At 63.5% G+C, this 14,761-nt stretch carries 17 protein-coding genes; 5 read left to right on the top strand and 12 right to left on the bottom strand.

Features of this window, described 5'->3' with window-relative positions; genetic code table 11:
- Positions 1–49 precede the first annotated feature (49 nt).
- A complete protein-coding gene (locus tag IG122_RS13665) occupies positions 50–946 on the top strand; it encodes an NAD(P)-dependent oxidoreductase (RefSeq protein WP_193184418.1) in 897 nt (298 codons plus the stop codon).
- Here IG122_RS13665 and IG122_RS13670 read toward each other — a convergent pair.
- Complete coding sequence (locus tag IG122_RS13670) at positions 927–1,520, bottom strand: GNAT family N-acetyltransferase (RefSeq protein WP_193184420.1); 594 nt, start codon at positions 1,518–1,520, stop codon at positions 927–929. The two genes, IG122_RS13665 and IG122_RS13670, sit on opposite strands and share 20 nt — an antisense overlap.
- A gap of 22 nt (positions 1,521–1,542) precedes the next feature.
- Positions 1,543–2,010, bottom strand: coding sequence for an Lrp/AsnC family transcriptional regulator (locus IG122_RS13675; protein ID WP_226893565.1), 468 nt, complete (start codon positions 2,008–2,010; stop codon positions 1,543–1,545).
- A gap of 129 nt (positions 2,011–2,139) precedes the next feature.
- Here IG122_RS13675 and IG122_RS13680 point away from each other — a divergent pair, with 129 nt between their 5' ends.
- Positions 2,140–2,400, top strand: a complete 261-nt coding sequence (locus IG122_RS13680; RefSeq protein ID WP_193184422.1) for a DUF6356 family protein — start codon at positions 2,140–2,142, stop codon at positions 2,398–2,400.
- A gap of 8 nt (positions 2,401–2,408) precedes the next feature.
- On the opposite strand, the gene IG122_RS13685 is transcribed toward IG122_RS13680, so the two are convergent.
- The 9 genes from IG122_RS13685 to coxB are packed head-to-tail and all read right to left on the bottom strand — an operon-like array spanning position 2,409 to position 10,157.
- The gene (locus tag IG122_RS13685) at positions 2,409–3,902 is read right to left on the bottom strand and encodes a carboxypeptidase M32 (RefSeq protein WP_193184424.1); all 1,494 of its coding nucleotides are present in this window, start codon (positions 3,900–3,902) and stop codon (positions 2,409–2,411) included.
- A complete protein-coding gene (locus IG122_RS13690; protein ID WP_193184426.1) occupies positions 3,892–4,641 on the bottom strand; it encodes an SURF1 family protein in 750 nt (249 codons plus the stop codon). The genes IG122_RS13685 and IG122_RS13690 overlap by 11 nt, the downstream gene beginning before the upstream one ends.
- A 56-nt stretch (positions 4,642–4,697) precedes the next feature.
- The gene (locus IG122_RS13695; RefSeq protein WP_193184428.1) at positions 4,698–5,072 is read right to left on the bottom strand and encodes a DUF983 domain-containing protein; all 375 of its coding nucleotides are present in this window, start codon (positions 5,070–5,072) and stop codon (positions 4,698–4,700) included.
- A gap of 34 nt (positions 5,073–5,106) precedes the next feature.
- The gene (locus IG122_RS13700) at positions 5,107–5,892 is read right to left on the bottom strand and encodes a cytochrome c oxidase subunit 3 (RefSeq protein ID WP_193184430.1); all 786 of its coding nucleotides are present in this window, start codon (positions 5,890–5,892) and stop codon (positions 5,107–5,109) included.
- 47 nt (positions 5,893–5,939) lie between these two features.
- Positions 5,940–6,566 carry a cytochrome c oxidase assembly protein gene (locus IG122_RS13705; protein ID WP_193184432.1) on the bottom strand — a complete coding sequence of 209 codons (627 nt, stop codon included), beginning with the start codon at positions 6,564–6,566 and terminating at the stop codon, positions 5,940–5,942.
- Between the two features lie 3 nt (positions 6,567–6,569).
- Positions 6,570–6,713, bottom strand: a complete 144-nt coding sequence (locus IG122_RS13710) for a hypothetical protein (RefSeq protein WP_193184434.1) — start codon at positions 6,711–6,713, stop codon at positions 6,570–6,572.
- Entirely contained in the window at positions 6,710–7,627 is a 918-nt protein-coding gene (locus IG122_RS13715) for a heme o synthase (protein ID WP_193184436.1), read from the bottom strand. The genes IG122_RS13710 and IG122_RS13715 overlap by 4 nt, the downstream gene beginning before the upstream one ends.
- Positions 7,628–7,686: 59 nt before the next feature.
- Positions 7,687–9,273, bottom strand: a complete 1,587-nt coding sequence (gene ctaD, locus IG122_RS13720; protein ID WP_193184438.1) for a cytochrome c oxidase subunit I — start codon at positions 9,271–9,273, stop codon at positions 7,687–7,689.
- A gap of 26 nt (positions 9,274–9,299) precedes the next feature.
- The gene (gene coxB, locus IG122_RS13725) at positions 9,300–10,157 is read right to left on the bottom strand and encodes a cytochrome c oxidase subunit II (RefSeq protein WP_226893566.1); all 858 of its coding nucleotides are present in this window, start codon (positions 10,155–10,157) and stop codon (positions 9,300–9,302) included.
- A gap of 296 nt (positions 10,158–10,453) precedes the next feature.
- On the opposite strand from coxB, the gene tldD reads away from it, so the two are divergent.
- From tldD to IG122_RS13740, 3 genes are all read left to right on the top strand, one after another.
- Positions 10,454–11,887: a metalloprotease TldD gene (tldD, locus tag IG122_RS13730; RefSeq protein ID WP_193184440.1), complete on the top strand. Its 1,434-nt coding sequence runs from the start codon at positions 10,454–10,456 to the stop codon at positions 11,885–11,887.
- Positions 11,888–12,005: 118 nt separating this feature from the next.
- Complete coding sequence (locus IG122_RS13735; RefSeq protein WP_193184442.1) at positions 12,006–12,344, top strand: hypothetical protein; 339 nt, start codon at positions 12,006–12,008, stop codon at positions 12,342–12,344.
- A gap of 2 nt (positions 12,345–12,346) precedes the next feature.
- A complete protein-coding gene (locus IG122_RS13740; protein WP_193184444.1) occupies positions 12,347–13,804 on the top strand; it encodes a methyl-accepting chemotaxis protein in 1,458 nt (485 codons plus the stop codon).
- Here the strand turns inward: IG122_RS13740 and IG122_RS13745 are convergent.
- Positions 13,801–14,751 (bottom strand): DMT family transporter, encoded by a 951-nt coding sequence (locus IG122_RS13745; protein WP_193184446.1) that lies wholly within the window; start codon positions 14,749–14,751, stop codon positions 13,801–13,803. The two genes, IG122_RS13740 and IG122_RS13745, sit on opposite strands and share 4 nt — an antisense overlap.
- Positions 14,752–14,761 lie beyond the last annotated feature (10 nt).

Raw genomic sequence — 14,761 nt, forward strand, 5'->3', positions numbered from 1 at the left:
TTGCAACAATGCCCGCGGCCAGCACAACTTGGACGACGGGACGGGCTCCATGGCACTCGACTGCATCGCGATCATGACACCGGGGGACATGGGTCACGCCATAGGTCGCCGCCTCGCCGAGGGCGGGGTCCGGGTGGTCACCAACCTCGAGGGCCGCTCGGCCCGCAGCCGCGCCCTGGCGGAGCAGGCGGGGATCGAGGATCTCGGCTCCGACGCCCGGCTGCTTACCGAATGCGACGCCATTTTCTCCATCATGCCGCCGGACCAGGCGCCGGGCTTCGTCGACCGGATGATCAAGGCCGCCGGAACGGTCGGCGGGGCGCCCCGCGCCATGCTCGTGGATCTCAACGCCACGGCTCCGTCGACCGCGAGGGCCGCGCGAGACCGGGCCGAAGCGGCCGGCATCCGCTTTCTCGACGGCGGCATCATCGGCGGCCCGCCCTATCCAGGACGGCCGAGCCCCCGGATCTATGTGAACGGCCCGGGCGCGGAGGCCTTCGAATCGCTGCGTCCGGCGCTCGATATCCGCGTGGTCGCGGGCGAGGTCGGCGCCGCCTCCGCCCTCAAGATGTGCTTCGCGACCCTGACCAAGGGCGTGCAGGCGCTGGCGATCCAGAGCTTCGTCACGGCGGAACTGGAAGGGGTCGGGCCGGAGTTTCGCGCCGAGATGGAAGGCGCACAGGCGAACCTGCTCAAAAGCCTCACCAACAGCCTGCCCGGCATGCCGCCCAAGGCCTATCGCTGGGTCGGCGAAATGGAGGAGATCGCCAAAACCTATGGGGATGCGGGCCTCGGTTCGAAAACCTTCGAGGGCGCAGCAGAGGTCTACCGCCTCGTCGAGAGCACCCCGCTCGGCAAGGAAGTGGTGGAGAACCGCACCATGGGAACCACGCTCGAAGACCTGGTTTCGCGGCTCGCCGATGCGCTCAGGACGGAAACCAAATAGCGGTACGACGCCGCGCCCGCCATTCCTCGCGCGTGATTTCCCAGAGCTCCATCGGCAAGCGACCCGAGACATAATCCTTTTCGCCGGTGGCGATCACGCGCATGGAAGTACGCTCGGAGATCCGCCGCGAGCCCTCATTGGCGACCGCTTTCGGCACGCGCAGGACCGAACGCCCAAGCGTCTCGAACCAGAAGTCGGTCACGGCTTCCACCGCCTCCGACATGATCCCTTTCCCGCGCCATTCCGGAAGGAGCCAGAAACCGCGGTTGTTATCCGGCTGATCCATCAGGCCAATCACCCCGATCAGCGTCCCGGGATCGGATTTCGGGCGGATCGTCCAGTTCCATTCGGTGCCGGCGCGCATGGCCGGCAAGGCGATATCCCGGACATAGGTCAGTGCCCCATCGGCCGGATAGGGCCATGGCACATGGCTGCCGAGATATTTCACGATTTCCCATTGCGGGAAGCATCTCTGAAGCACCTCAGCGTCGGCAAGCTCCAGTGGACCAAGTTGCAACCGCTCCGTTTCGAGAGCAGGCGTTGCAGGCGCAGCGGCCGCGATCTTCCCCGTCATTGTTTCTCTCGCTAGAGCCAGACTACCCAGCGTAACCCAGCGGCAGTGCCGTCGTGTACTTGATTTCCTCCATCGCGAAGCTGGAGCTGACCTCAGCGAGGTCGGCAATGGAGATCAACCGCTTGTAGACCGCGTCATAAGCGTCGACGCTCGGCACCACGATGCGAAGCAGGTAATCGACCGTACCGCTCATCCGGTAGAACTCCAGCACCTCCGGGATCGCAGAAACCCCTTTGGCGAATTTCTCCAGCCAGACGTCATTGTGCTGGCTGGTCCGGATCATCACGAAAACGGTGAGCGGCACGTCGATCGCGCGGCGATCCAGCAGCGCGACGCGCTTGCGGATGACGCCTTGCTTTTCGAGATTCTGGATACGGCGCCAGCAGGGGGTGGAGGAAAGCCCGACCCGGCTGCCGATCTCGGCGACCGAGAGCGCGGCGTCCTCCTGCAGCAATGCCAGGATACGGCGATCGATATCGTCCATCGACATGCTAAGAAATCTCATTTTGATAGAAAAATATTCCATCATTTTGAGATTTCATATCAAAGATTGCAAACAATTTGCGCTGGATTGGGCTGACAATATCCCTCTGTTCGTCATTCAGCCGGGAGCCGCGCCATGATCTTCAAACTCTTCACCAATCATCCCGAATCGGTCGGCGAGAGCTACTGGCAGCATTTCGGCTTCGCGACCTCGACCGGCGCGGCGATGATGCTGGGCGGGCTCGCCTGCATCGCGCACGGACTGTTCCCGTTCCTCTTCACCCGCACCGGCAGCAAGACCATCGCGCGGCTCTACGAGCGCATGTCCTCGGGCGCCCGCCACAAGGTGATGGCGGTGAACCATGCCGAACTGGGTCAGCAGCAGCCTGCGGAATAAGGACGCGTTTAGAGATAGCGCTCGGAGAGATGAGCGAGGAACGGATCGGCGCTGAGTTCGGCGCCGGTTGCCTCAGCGAGTATCTCGTTGGTGAGCGTCGAACTCGCCTTCCGGTGCACGGTCTCGCCGAGCCATGACAGGAGCGGTGCGAAATTGCCACCGGCGATCTGTCCGTCGAGACCGGGTAGCGCATCCTTCGCCGCCTTGAAGAGCTGCGCCGCGGCGAGTGCCCCGAGCGTGTAGGTCGGGAAATACCCGAACGAACCGTGATACCAGTGGATGTCCTGGAGACAGCCGTCTCGGTCGTCCTTCGGCTCGACGCCAAGCGAGGCCTTCATGCCCTCGCGCCACGCGCCAGGCAGGTCCTTCACCTTGAGGTCGCCCGCCAGCAGCGCTTTTTCGAGGTCGTAGCGCAGCATGACATGGAGCGGATAGGTCACCTCGTCCGCATCGACCCGGATCAGGCCGCGCGAGACCCGATGGCCGAGCCGGTTCAGATTTTCCGGGGTGAGCGCCGGACCGTCCTTGCCGAGAACGTCAGACGCCAGAGGCGCCAGGAAGCGGTAGAAGGCCGGCGAGCGGCAAGCCTGCATCTCCATCAGCAGCGACTGGCTCTCATGCATCACCATGCCGCGCGAGGAGCCGACCGGCTGACCTCGCCACTCCTCCGGCAGACCGTGTTCATAGAGGGCATGACCGGTCTCGTGGATCACCCCCATCAGCGCGCGGGTGAAATCCTCTTCCGAATAGCGGGTCGTGATCCGGATATCCTCCGGGATGCCCCCGGTGAAAGGATGCGCGCTCTCATCGAGGCGGCCATGGGTGAAATCGAAGCCGAGCGCGGCCATGACTTTCTCGCCGAGCGCCTTTTGCCTCTCGGACGGGAACGGCCCTTCCGGTTGCAGCGCTTTCGGCCCGGCCGCCTGGTGAGCGAAGATCTTCTCCATGAGGGCCGGAAGCTCAACCTTCAGCGTGGCGAAGATCGGATCGATCCAGGCCATGGACCCGCCCGGCTCGTAGCTGTCGATCAGCGCGTCATAGAGACTGCATCCCAGCTTTTCGGCCTTTACCTGACCGTATTCGCGGGTCAGATCGAGCACACGTGAGAGCTTGTCCGAGACGGCGGCGAAATCGTCCTGCTTGCGCGCCTCGCGCCACGCATTGACGCAGGCCGACGTCGCCCGCGAGCGCGCCTCCACCAGTGCGGCCGGGGCAACGGTCTCATTGGTATGGACCCGGCGCATCTCGCGCAGGTTCGCGCGCTGCCAGGGTTCGAGCGCCTGCACAGTGGCTTCGGCCTCAGAAAGCTCTTCCTCGACCGCGGGATCGGAGAGCAGTTCATGCTGCAGCACATCGAGCACGGCCATCTGCTCGGCCCGGGCCTCGGCGCCGCCGGGCGGCATCATCGTTTCCTGATCCCAGCCGAGCACGGCGCTCGCTCCGGAAAGAGCGGAGTGGCGCCGGAAACGGGCCTCGAGGGCGGTATAGGGGTTATTGCTCACGGCCGGATCCCTCGCCGCCGTCGGACAGTTCGTCCTCCGGCTTCAGGTGGAAAATGACATAGATGACGATCAGGGTGAGGGCGAGAAGCGCCCAGGTCACCGCATAGCTCAAATGCTCGTTGCGGACATGGATCTTCGTATCCGCCCCGATCGGCATCCGGAACGGCCCCGGATCGCGCAGACGGTCGACATAGTACGGCAGCACCGGGCCGAGATCGCGTGCGGCCGCCATCTCAGCCGTGTCGACATAGAGCCAGACTTCGTTCTGCGGCTCGTTCGCGGGAACGAAATAGCCTTTCAAGCGGTCTTCGCGGATCAGCCCCTCGACGGTTTGCACACCCTCGACATGCATCGGCTTGGTGTCGACAGGTCCCAGGGTCTTGAGCTGGATCCAGCCCCGGTTCACGAGGATCGTTCGACCGTCCGTCAGCTTCATCGGAGTGATCAGGTGGAAGCCCGCATTGCCTTCGAACGGTTTCCCGGTGATCAGCAGTTCCTTGTCGTGCAGGTAGACGCCTTCGAGACGCACGCGGCGATACCGCCAGTCCTCGATGTCGTCGATCGTCTGCGGAGGTGCCACCGGCGCCTCGGCCACGCGGGCTTCGAACTGCTCGACGATCCCCGTCTTCCAGATCAGGCGCTCGATCTGCCAGTAGCAGAGACCGAGCATGAAAGCGGCAGCGAGGATAGTGAAGAAGGTGGCCCAGAAGGTGGGGCGAAACCTGCGATTGCCGAGCATGTTCTAATCCCAGACTGTGCCCGCCGGAGCGGGGCGGCCCGCTCCGTTGACGCCGGCTAGGTCCCCGGCGGGCGGTGCGGTGTCTTGTGCTTGAATTGCAGCGCGATCGTGTAGGCCTTCAAAGGCCGTAGCAGCGCCACGGTGCCGCCGAGAACCACGGCGCTCCAGAGCACGGCATGCACCCAGAGCGGCGGTTCGAACAGCGTCTCGATCCAGAGCGCGAGGGGCACGACGGTCCCCCCGAGCACGAAAATGATGAAGACAGCGGGACCGTCACCGCTGTCTTCGTTCTTCAGGTCCAGCCCGCAGTTCGCGCAGACGTCGCGGACCTTTAGAAAGCCCTCGAACAGGCTCCCCTTGCCACAGCGCGGACAGGTGCAGGAGAGCCCGGTCGATAGCGGGGACAGCGGGGGATAGTAAGGCTCGCTCACGCGCTATCCTCCCGCATCGATCCCATACCGGCCGTCAGCCGCCCCACCAGTAGACGCAGACGAACAGGAACAGCCAGACCACGTCGACGAAGTGCCAGTACCAGGCCGCCGCCTCGAAGCCGAAATGATGGTCCGGCTTGAAATGGCCGGCGCGGCCGCGGAACCAGCAGACCGTCAGGAAGGTCGTTCCGATGATCACGTGGAAGCCGTGGAAGCCGGTCGCAAGATAGAAGGTCGAGGCGTAGATGCCGTCGGTAAACCCGAAGGCCGCGTGGCTGTACTCGAAGGCCTGCAGCGCCGTGAAAGCCGCGCCGAGCAGGATGGTGATGCCGAGGCCGAGCTGGAACTGGTCCCGCTTGTTCTCGATCAGCGCGTGGTGCGCCCAGGTCACCGTGCAGCCAGAGAGCAACAGAATCATGGTGTTGATCAGCGGCAGGTCCCAGGCGTCGAACGGCACGATGCCTTCCGGCGGCCAGACACCGGTATCCGGATAGAGCGAACTGTCGAAGAAAGCCCAGAAGAAGGCGGCGAAGAACATCACCTCGGAGGCGATGAAGAGGATCATGCCGTAGCGCATACCGAGCTGGACGATCGAGGTGTGATGGCCCTGATACTCGGCCTCGCGCACCACGTCGCGCCACCAGAAGAACATGGTCATCATGATCGAGAGCAGGCCGGCGATCAGGATGTACCCGCCGAACGCATATTCATGCATGAACATGACGGCGCCGACCGCGGTGATGAAGCCGGACATGGATCCGACAAAGGGCCACGGGCTCGGTTCGACGAGATGGTAGGAATGCTGTGGATGTCCGCTCATTATCTTTCCCCTTCAGTCCGGCGTTTTGCGCGCCTTCCTCTCCTTGATTATCCCTTGATGTCCGTCGCGCCGCGCGCCCCGGCCCCTGTCTCTTTCAGGGCGGCCTGGTTCCGCGCGGCTGTTGCTCCGGACTGATCCTGTGCTTTGTAGAAGGTGTAGGACAAGGTAATCGTCGTCACCCCGTCCATCTTTACGTCCTTGTCCATGTCCGGGTCGATATAGAAAGAGACCGGCATGTCGACCCGCTGACCCGGTTGCAGCACCTGCTCGGTGAAGCAGAAGCAGTCGATCTTGTCGAAATAGATCCCGGCCTTGTCCGGCGTCACGTTGAAGGTCGCCGTCCCGACGATCGGCTCGTCGCCGTTGTTCACCGCCTCATAGAAGGCGAGCTTGGTTTCCCCGATCTTGAGTTCGACCGATGTCTGGACCGGCCGGAAGGACCATTTCAGGTCCGGCTGCACGCTCGCGTCGAACCGAACCGTGACCTTCCGGTCGAGGATCTCCGCATTGGCGCCGTCCGCGATCTGCGTGGTGCCGCCGAAGCCGGTGACCCGGCAGAACAGGTCGTAGAGCGGAACCGCGGCAAAGGAAACGCCGACCATGCTGAGGACCAGCGCACCCAGTGCCAGGCCGACCCGCGCATTGCTCCGCTTACGTTCCGTCGGTTCCGTCATGGCTCAACCCATCTTCAGGATGGTGATGACGTAGAACAGGACGAAGAACGCAATGATACAAGCCAGAATGGCGAGATTCTTGCCCTTCTTGCGGGCATAGAATTCCTCTCTGGTTTCCGGTTTCTGATCGTCGCTCATCGCACTCATGCCCCTGCCGCCCGATCGATGATCAGCAGCGTGAAAATCACGAAGAGATAGAGAATGGAATAGCCGAACAAACGGCGGCAGTTCCTCTCGCTGGCATCGCGGAACACGCGCCATGCGGAAAGCGTGAAGACCAGACCGAACGCCGCGGCTGGCAGGCCGTAAGTCAGCAGACCTATGGAGTCGAACGCGGCCGGAAGCAGGGTGATCGGTACCAGCAGCAGGGTGTAGATCAGGATCTGCTTCTGGGTTTCGCGCCGGCCGGAGACCACCGGCAGCATGGGTACGCCCGCGGCTTCGTAGTCGCCGGAACGATAGAGCGAGAGCGCCCAGAAATGTGGCGGCGTCCACATGAAGATGATCAGGAACATGACCAGCGGCAGCAGAGTGACGTCGCCGGTCACGGCGGCCCAGCCGATCACCGGCGGGAGCGCGCCCGAGGCACCGCCGATGACGATGTTCTGCGGCGTGCGGCGCTTCAGCCACATCGTATAGATGAAGACATAGAAGCCGATCGTGCCGGCCAGCAGCGCGGCCGCGACCCAGTTGGTCGCGAGCCCCATCACCATGACGGAAAAGCCGGACAGGATGACGCCGAAGGCGAGCGCCTCGTCGGCGCCGACCTTGCCCATGGGGATCGGCCGGCCGCGCGTCCGCGCCATGACGGCGTCGATATCACGGTCGTACCACATGTTGATCGCACCGGACGCGCCCGCTCCGATCGCGATGCAGAGCACCGCAACGGCCGCCAGGCCAGGATTGAGCTCGCCCGGGGCGAGATAGAGGCCGACGAACCCGGTGAAGACGACAAGCGACATCACCCGCGGCTTCAGCAGCGACAGGTAGTCCCGGATCGCTTCAGACGCCGAAGCGGCGGTCGGTGCCGCCGCTTTGAGCTCGATGGAAGTGTCAGACACGCAAGAGAACCTTTCTCGCTTCGGTCCGCTCTGAAATCAGCGCCGCGAGGCGCCGCGGATCACTTGATCCGCGGCAGCTCGTCGAAGGTGTGGAACGGCGGCGGGGAGGACACGGTCCACTCGAGAGTGTCCGCGCTTTCGCCCCACGGATTGTCGCCGGCGACCCGCTTCTTCATGAACGCCTCGAAGACGATGAAGAGGAACAGCAGGGTTGCGGCACCGCCCATATAGGCGCCGATCGAAGCCACGTAGTTCCAGCCGTGCAGCGCATCCGGATAATCGATGTAGCGCCGCGGCATGCCCGCCAGCCCGAGGAAGTGCATCGGGAAGAAGGTCAGGTTCGCACCGATGAACATGATCCAGAAATGCACCCGGGCCAGGAAGCCGTTGTAGTGGTAGCCGGACATTTTCGGGAACCAGTAATAGAACCCGCAGAACAGCGCGAAGACCGCGCCCAGCGACAGCACGTAGTGGAAGTGCGCGATCACGTAGTAGGTGTTGTGCAGCACCACGTCGACGCCGGCATTGGCCAGCACCACGCCGGTGACGCCGCCGACCGTGAAGAGGAAGATGAAGCCGATCGCCCAGATCATCGGGACGCGGAACGAGATCGACCCGCCCCACATGGTCGCGATCCAGGAGAAGATCTTCACACCGGTCGGCACCGCGATAACCATGGTCGCCGCCGTGAAATAGGCCCGCGTGTCGACATCGAGGCCCACCGTGTACATGTGGTGCGCCCAGACGATGAAGCCGACGAAGCCGATGGAGACCATCGCGTAGGCCATGCCGAGATAGCCGAAGACCGGCTTGCGCGAGAAGGTCGAGACCACGTGGCTGATGATGCCGAAGGCCGGCAGGATCATGATGTACACCTCGGGATGGCCGAAGAACCAGAAGAGGTGCAGGAACAGGATCGGATCACCGCCGCCGGACGGGTCGAAGAAGGCCGTGCCGAAGTTGCGGTCGGTCAGCAGCATGGTGATGGCGCCGGCCAGGACCGGAAGCGCCAACAGCAGCAGGAACGCCGTGATCAGGATCGACCAGACGAAGAGCGGCATCTTGTGCAGCGTCATGCCCGGTGCGCGCATGTTGAAGATCGTGGTGATGAAGTTGCTGGCGCCGAGGATCGAGGAGGCACCGGCAAGGTGCAGCGACAGGATCGCCATGTCCATGGACGGGCCAGGCGTGCCGAGCTTGCTCGACATCGGCGGGTAGATCGTCCAGCCCACGCCCGCGCCGCCATCGGCGAAGACCGACAGGAAGAGCAGCAGGAAGGCCGGGATCAGCAGCCAGAAGCTGATGTTGTTCATCCGCGGGAAGGCCATGTCCGGCGCACCGATCATGAGCGGCACGAACCAGTTGCCGAAGCCTCCGATCAGCGCCGGCATGACCAGGAAGAACACCATGATCAGGCCATGGGCCGTGGTGAAGACGTTCCAGACCTGGCCGTTTTCCATGAACTGGACGCCCGGATTCTGGAGCTCCATCCGCATGTAGATGGACATCGCGCCGCCGATTAAGCCGGCGATGATCGCGAAGATCAGGTACATCGTGCCGATGTCTTTGTGGTTGGTCGAATACAACCAGCGCCGGATACCCGTCGGCACCCCATGGTCATCAGCGTGAGCGTGCGCGGCACTCATATCGGTCTCTCCCAATAGCGTGGTTGTTAGTTGGCGTTAACGGCGACGCGGACCGGCGCATCGTTGTTCATCGCGAATTTATCCTTCGCCCCCTTCAGCCATTCGGCGTAGTCGGCCTCGGAGAGGGCCTTGACAACGATGGGCATGTAGGCGTGACGCGGACCGCAGATCTGGTTGCACTGGCCGTAGAAGGTGCCTTCCTTGTCGAACTGCATCCAGGTCTCGTTGGTGCGGCCGCCGACGGCATAGATCTGCACCACCGCGGACGGAACGAAGAAGGAATGGAAGACGTCGTTGCTGGTCACCAGGATCTGGATCTTCTTGCCCGTCGGAACGACAAGCGGATTGTCGACGTCGAGCAGACGGTGGCCGTTCACCTTCTGCAGGTCCTCGCCCTCAAGCAGGTAGCTGTCGAAGACGATCTGCTCGTCCGGATATTCGTAGGACCAGTACCACTGGTTTCCGGTGACCTTGATGGTCATGTCCGGATCGACCGCACGATCAAGATAGTAGAGGTTCTTGAAAGACGGGATCGCGACCACCACAAGAATAATGACCGGAACCGCGGTCCAGAGGATCTCGATCAGCGTGTTGTGCGAGGTCCGGGACGGGTTCGGGTTGGCCGAAGCGCGGTAGCGGAAACAGACATAAACCAGCAGCGCGAGCACGAAGAGCGAGATCGCGAAAATCAGGTAGAGCAAGTAGGTGTGGAATTCACCGATGTGAACACCGACCGGCGAGACCGGATCCTGCAAACCCAGCTGGTAGGGCTGGGGCATGCGGATTTCTTCGGCGCCGGCGGGCTGAGCCAGCGTTGCGACCAACAGGAGGGGCAGCGCCGCGAGATGCGCGAGGCTGGAGATTGCCCGGTTAAAAAGCCTCATGGTGTCCGTTCTCTCCGCAATATTCGTACTCGGGGCCGTTTTTAGCGTCAGGCGCGGCCCTTCACAAGGGTATCGCAATACACCGTCCGCCTCATTGCGTGAAGACAATTCGATCTCCGGCACGGGGCGGTCCAGCGATCCGCGACGAAGTGACGCGCCTCTTGCAACGGACGGGCGCCGCGCTCTTCCGCAAGGGCGCACCGTGACTTTCCCGTGCTTGGGACCATATGCTATCGGAAAGATCAAGCCCATACCGGCGCCCCGCACCCGCGCGGGACATTTCAGGAGCGGACTCAATGAGCGACCTTGGCAAGACGGACGAACTGTTTTTCGAGCGCAGCGGCATGGATCTCGACCGGGTCGGCCGCCTCGTCGACGAGGCGCTGCACGGCGCGGACGACGGTGAGCTGTTCCTCGAATACCGCCAGAGCGAGAGCCTTGCTTTCGATGACGGCCGCCTGAAGACCGCCTCCTTTGATTCGACCCAGGGCTTCGGCCTGCGCGCGATCGCCGGAGAAGCGCACGGCTACGCGCATGCCTCCGATCTTTCCGAGGAGGCCATCAAGCGCGCGGCGGACACCGTCTCCAGTGTCCGTCACGGCCATGGCGGCACCCTCGCCGCCCCGCCCGCCGCCAGCAACGCCACGCTCTACACCGACGCCAACCCTCTTGCCTTGACGCCGTTTGCCGACAAGGTCGATCTGCTGAAGGAAATCGACGCCTACGCCCGCGCCAGAGACCCTCGCGTGAAACAGGTCAGTGCCTCGCTGGCCGGCTCCTGGCAGGCGGTGCAGATCATCCGCGCCGGCGGGCACCGGGTCGCGGATATCCGTCCGCTGGTGCGTCTCAATGTCTCCGTCGTGATGGCGGAAGGCGACCGGATGGAGACCGGCGGCTGCGGTGCCGGCGGCCGGGTCGCCTACGATCTCTACCTGACGCCGGAGAAGTGGAAGGCCCAGGTCGACGAGGCGATGCGGATCGCCGAGGTGAACCTCTCCTCCGTCGCCGCCCCGGCGGGCGAGATGGAAGTGGTGCTCGGCAACGGCTGGCCGGGCGTCATGCTGCACGAGGCGGTCGGCCACGGACTGGAAGGCGACTTCAACCGCAAGAAAACCTCGACCTTTTCCGGAATGATCGGCCAGCGCGTCGCCGCCAAGGGCGTCACCGTGGTCGATGACGGCACCATCCACGACCGCCGCGGTTCGATCAGCATCGACGACGAGGGCACGCGCAGCCAGCGCAACGTGCTGATCGAGGACGGCATCCTCGTCGGCTACATGCAGGACCGGCAGAATGCGCGCCTGATGGGCATGGAGCCGACCGGCAACGGACGGCGCCAAAGCTTCGCGCACCATCCGATGCCGCGCATGACCAACACCTTCATGGAAGCCGGCGACAAGGACCCGGGCGAGATCCTCGCCTCCGTGAAGAAAGGTCTCTATGCGGTCAACTTTGCCGGCGGCCAGGTCGACATCACCTCCGGCAAGTTCGTGTTCTCCGCCAGCGAGGCCTATCTGATCGAGGACGGCAAGATCGGCGCCCCGGTCAAAGGCGCGACCCTGATCGGCAACGGCCCGGACGCGATGAACCAGATCACGATGATCGGCAATGACCTTGCGCTGGACGACGGGATCGGGACCTGCGGCAAGAGCGGCCAGGGCGTTCCGGTCGGCGTCGGACAGCCCACGCTGAAGATGACGGGCGTGACCATCGGCGGCACCGCGATGTAGGAACAGATTGCTAAGGTTACCGGCCCATTAAGTGTATTTTTACGTAGAGTTGCTTAAATCCTGCATCGGTTGAGGCAGGAGTCCTCCGTTCACTTCAGAACTCGAAGAGGAAAGCGACTTGCGTGACGCGGTCGGTGCGGTGGCATTGTTGATTGTCAGTTCGGCGTTCCTCGCCGGGCTGATGCTTACGGCGCCTGTCAGGTCCGACCAGACGGTCGCGGCAATTTTTCCTCCCTGGTTCGACAAATCTTCCGTTCTCGGTGCGGTGTCCGAAGCCGGCGGCTCCATGCTGCGCCATGGCGGCACAAACAACATCGCGCTTGTCCGGCTCGAACGGCCCGACGCGTCCGAACGCCTGCGCAATGCGGGCGCTTGGGCGGTCGTCGATCCCGGCGGGCTCTTCGGTTGCATAGGCGTCAAAGGCGGCACCCGCTTTCCGCTCCAAAAGGATTTATGAAAATGAACACGCTGGATTCGATCCGCGCCAAATCGGTCAGTTTTCTCGCCCTCTTCATCACCGCGCACATCGCTTTGATCGCGGGATTGGGCCTTGTATTCTCGGCCCCCCTGCTCGCCCCTCTAGCTGGCGCGATCGCGACGGCGACGGTCTGCGGGCTCGCGGCATGGAAAGCCAAGCATGAAGCATCCACACGGATGCTCCTCGCCGTCGGGCTCATGGTCATGGTCTCGCTGGTGCTGTTCCAGTTCCAGGGCCATGCCTGGCAGATCGACGTTCACATGTATTATTTCGCGTGTCTCGCGATCCTGACGACGTTTTGCGACATTCGTGCCGTCGTCGCAGCGACCGCGGCGGTCGCCGTTCATCATATCGGCCTGAACTTCACCTTCCCCGCCTGGATCTTCCCCGACGGCGCGGATTTCGGCCGGGTGGTTCTTCACGCCGTGATCGTGATCGTCGAGGCGGTCATCGTCGGCTGGCTGTCGCTGACGGTGGCGAAATCCTTCAGCCTGTCCGACAAGGCCCTCAAGGAAGCCGAGGAAGCCAGGGCGGAAGCCGAAAGGCTGAGCGCGCAGCAGATGGAGCAGGAACGCCGGATGCAGGCGCAGAAGGCGCAGGAAATGTCCGCGCTTGCCGACACGTTCTCTTCCACGGTCGGGTCCATCGCGGCCACTGTCGCCAGCGCCTCCACCGAACTTGGCCGGAATGCCAGCGAGTTGAACTCGGTCGCCGGATCTCTCACAAACCAGTCCCGTGCGGCGAACGAGAACACCGCTTCGGCGGCGGATAATGTGCGCACGGCTGCGGAAGTCGCAGGTGAACTTGCCAGATCTTTTTCCGAGATCGGCCAGCGGGTCGCCGAAGCAAGCAGCGTGACCCGTGTGGCGGTCGATCAGGCCAACCAGACGAACGAAACGGTGTCCGGCCTCGCCGGTGCCGTCGACAAGATCGGAGAGTTCCTGAAGCTGATCACCGATATCGCCGAACAGACCAACCTGCTGGCGCTTAACGCGACGATCGAGGCGGCGCGCGCCGGCGAGGCCGGCAAGGGCTTCGCGGTGGTGGCGACGGAAGTGAAGAACCTCGCCTCGCAGACGGCGGAGGCGACGGAAACGATTTCCGCCCAGATCCAGGCGATCCAGCAGGAATCGACCGAGGCTGTGAAGGCGATTTCCCTGATCGTCGAAACGGTCGCCAAAGTGGACGGAATCTCCGCCGGGATCGCCGCGGCAATCGAGGAGCAGGTCGCCGCGACCAACGAGATTTCCAATCAGGTAGCGCAGGCGAGCGAGCGGAGCATCAGCGCCTCTGAAGGCATGAGCGCCCTCAACGCCGAGAGCGCGCGCAGCGGCGAAGCCGCCCAGTCCATGCTGACGGCCTCCGAGCGACTGGCCCAGGATACGAACCTGCTGCGTTCCGAGATCGACGGCTTCCTCAGCCGCATCAAGGTTTCCTAGGCGCCTTTACCGTCCGCAGGGGGGCCGTCCGCCGGGGAATCGGGCATAACGCCGGGTCCCTGCGGCCGGCGGCCGAGCCTGGTCTCCCGGTAGCCGATATAGAGACCGGCGGCGATCACAATGGCGCCGCCGAGCAGAGTCATCCCGTCCGGCACTTCGGCCCAGATCACGTATCCGAACAGCGTCGCCCAGATCAGCGCCGAGTACTCGAACGGCGCGACGATCGCCGCCGGCGCCGCGCGGAAAGCGGAGGTGACGAGAAACTGCCCGCAGCCGCCGAGCAGCCCCAATGCCGCGAGCAGGCTCCAATCCGCCGGCACCGGCATGACCCAGACCGAGGGCGTGCCGATCGCGCTGACCGTAAGCGCGGCGAGGGTCGTGTAGAAGACAATGGAGACCGCGCTGTCGGTCGAGGAGAGACGGCGTCCGAGCACCATCGCCAGCGCGAAGCAGAAAGAGGCTCCGATTGGCAGCAGCGCGTAGGGCGAGAACACGTCCGCGCCCGGACGCACGATGATCAATACGCCGACGAAACCGACCAGAACCGCACAAACCCTTCGAAACCCTACCTGCTCCCCGAGCACCGGCACCGACAAAGCAGTGACGAAAAGCGGCGAGGCGAAGGCCAGCGCAACGACTTCCGCCAGCTCGAGCTTGCCGAGCGCGAAGAAGAAGCCGACCGTCGCCCCGGTTCCGGTCACGCCGCGGGCGAGCTGCAGCTTCCAGCGCCGGGTCCGGAGCTGACGAAGCCCACCGGTCCAATACACGATGGCGAACAGCGGAATCAGCCCGAACAGGGTGCGGAAAAAGACGATCTCGATGCTCGGATAACCTGCCGACATCCACTTGATCATCATGTCCATCACGGACATCACGAACACGCCCGCAATCATCAGGATGATGCCGCGCCCGGCCGTAAAGCCGTCCTGTTCGTTTCCGTCGCTCATTGCTTGTTGT

It is taken from the genome of Nisaea sediminum (assembly GCF_014904705.1).
Lineage (GTDB): Bacteria > Pseudomonadota > Alphaproteobacteria > Thalassobaculales > Thalassobaculaceae > Nisaea > Nisaea sediminum.

Coding starts and splice junctions, on each gene's coding strand:
- IG122_RS13705 (WP_193184432.1), bottom strand. CDS start 6,566: ATGACGGAACCGACGGAACGTAAGCGGAGCAATGCGCGGGTCGGCCTG.
- IG122_RS13710 (WP_193184434.1), bottom strand. CDS start 6,713: ATGAGTGCGATGAGCGACGATCAGAAACCGGAAACCAGAGAGGAATTC.
- ctaD (WP_193184438.1), bottom strand. CDS start 9,273: ATGAGTGCCGCGCACGCTCACGCTGATGACCATGGGGTGCCGACGGGT.
- tldD (WP_193184440.1), top strand. CDS start 10,454: ATGAGCGACCTTGGCAAGACGGACGAACTGTTTTTCGAGCGCAGCGGC.
- IG122_RS13680 (WP_193184422.1), top strand. CDS start 2,140: ATGATCTTCAAACTCTTCACCAATCATCCCGAATCGGTCGGCGAGAGC.
- IG122_RS13690 (WP_193184426.1), bottom strand. CDS start 4,641: ATGCTCGGCAATCGCAGGTTTCGCCCCACCTTCTGGGCCACCTTCTTC.
- IG122_RS13700 (WP_193184430.1), bottom strand. CDS start 5,892: ATGAGCGGACATCCACAGCATTCCTACCATCTCGTCGAACCGAGCCCG.
- IG122_RS13745 (WP_193184446.1), bottom strand. CDS start 14,751: ATGAGCGACGGAAACGAACAGGACGGCTTTACGGCCGGGCGCGGCATC.
- IG122_RS13665 (WP_193184418.1), top strand. CDS start 50: ATGGCACTCGACTGCATCGCGATCATGACACCGGGGGACATGGGTCAC.
- coxB (WP_226893566.1), bottom strand. CDS start 10,157: ATGAGGCTTTTTAACCGGGCAATCTCCAGCCTCGCGCATCTCGCGGCG.
- IG122_RS13675 (WP_226893565.1), bottom strand. CDS start 2,010: ATGTCGATGGACGATATCGATCGCCGTATCCTGGCATTGCTGCAGGAG.
- IG122_RS13740 (WP_193184444.1), top strand. CDS start 12,347: ATGAACACGCTGGATTCGATCCGCGCCAAATCGGTCAGTTTTCTCGCC.
- IG122_RS13670 (WP_193184420.1), bottom strand. CDS start 1,520: ATGACGGGGAAGATCGCGGCCGCTGCGCCTGCAACGCCTGCTCTCGAA.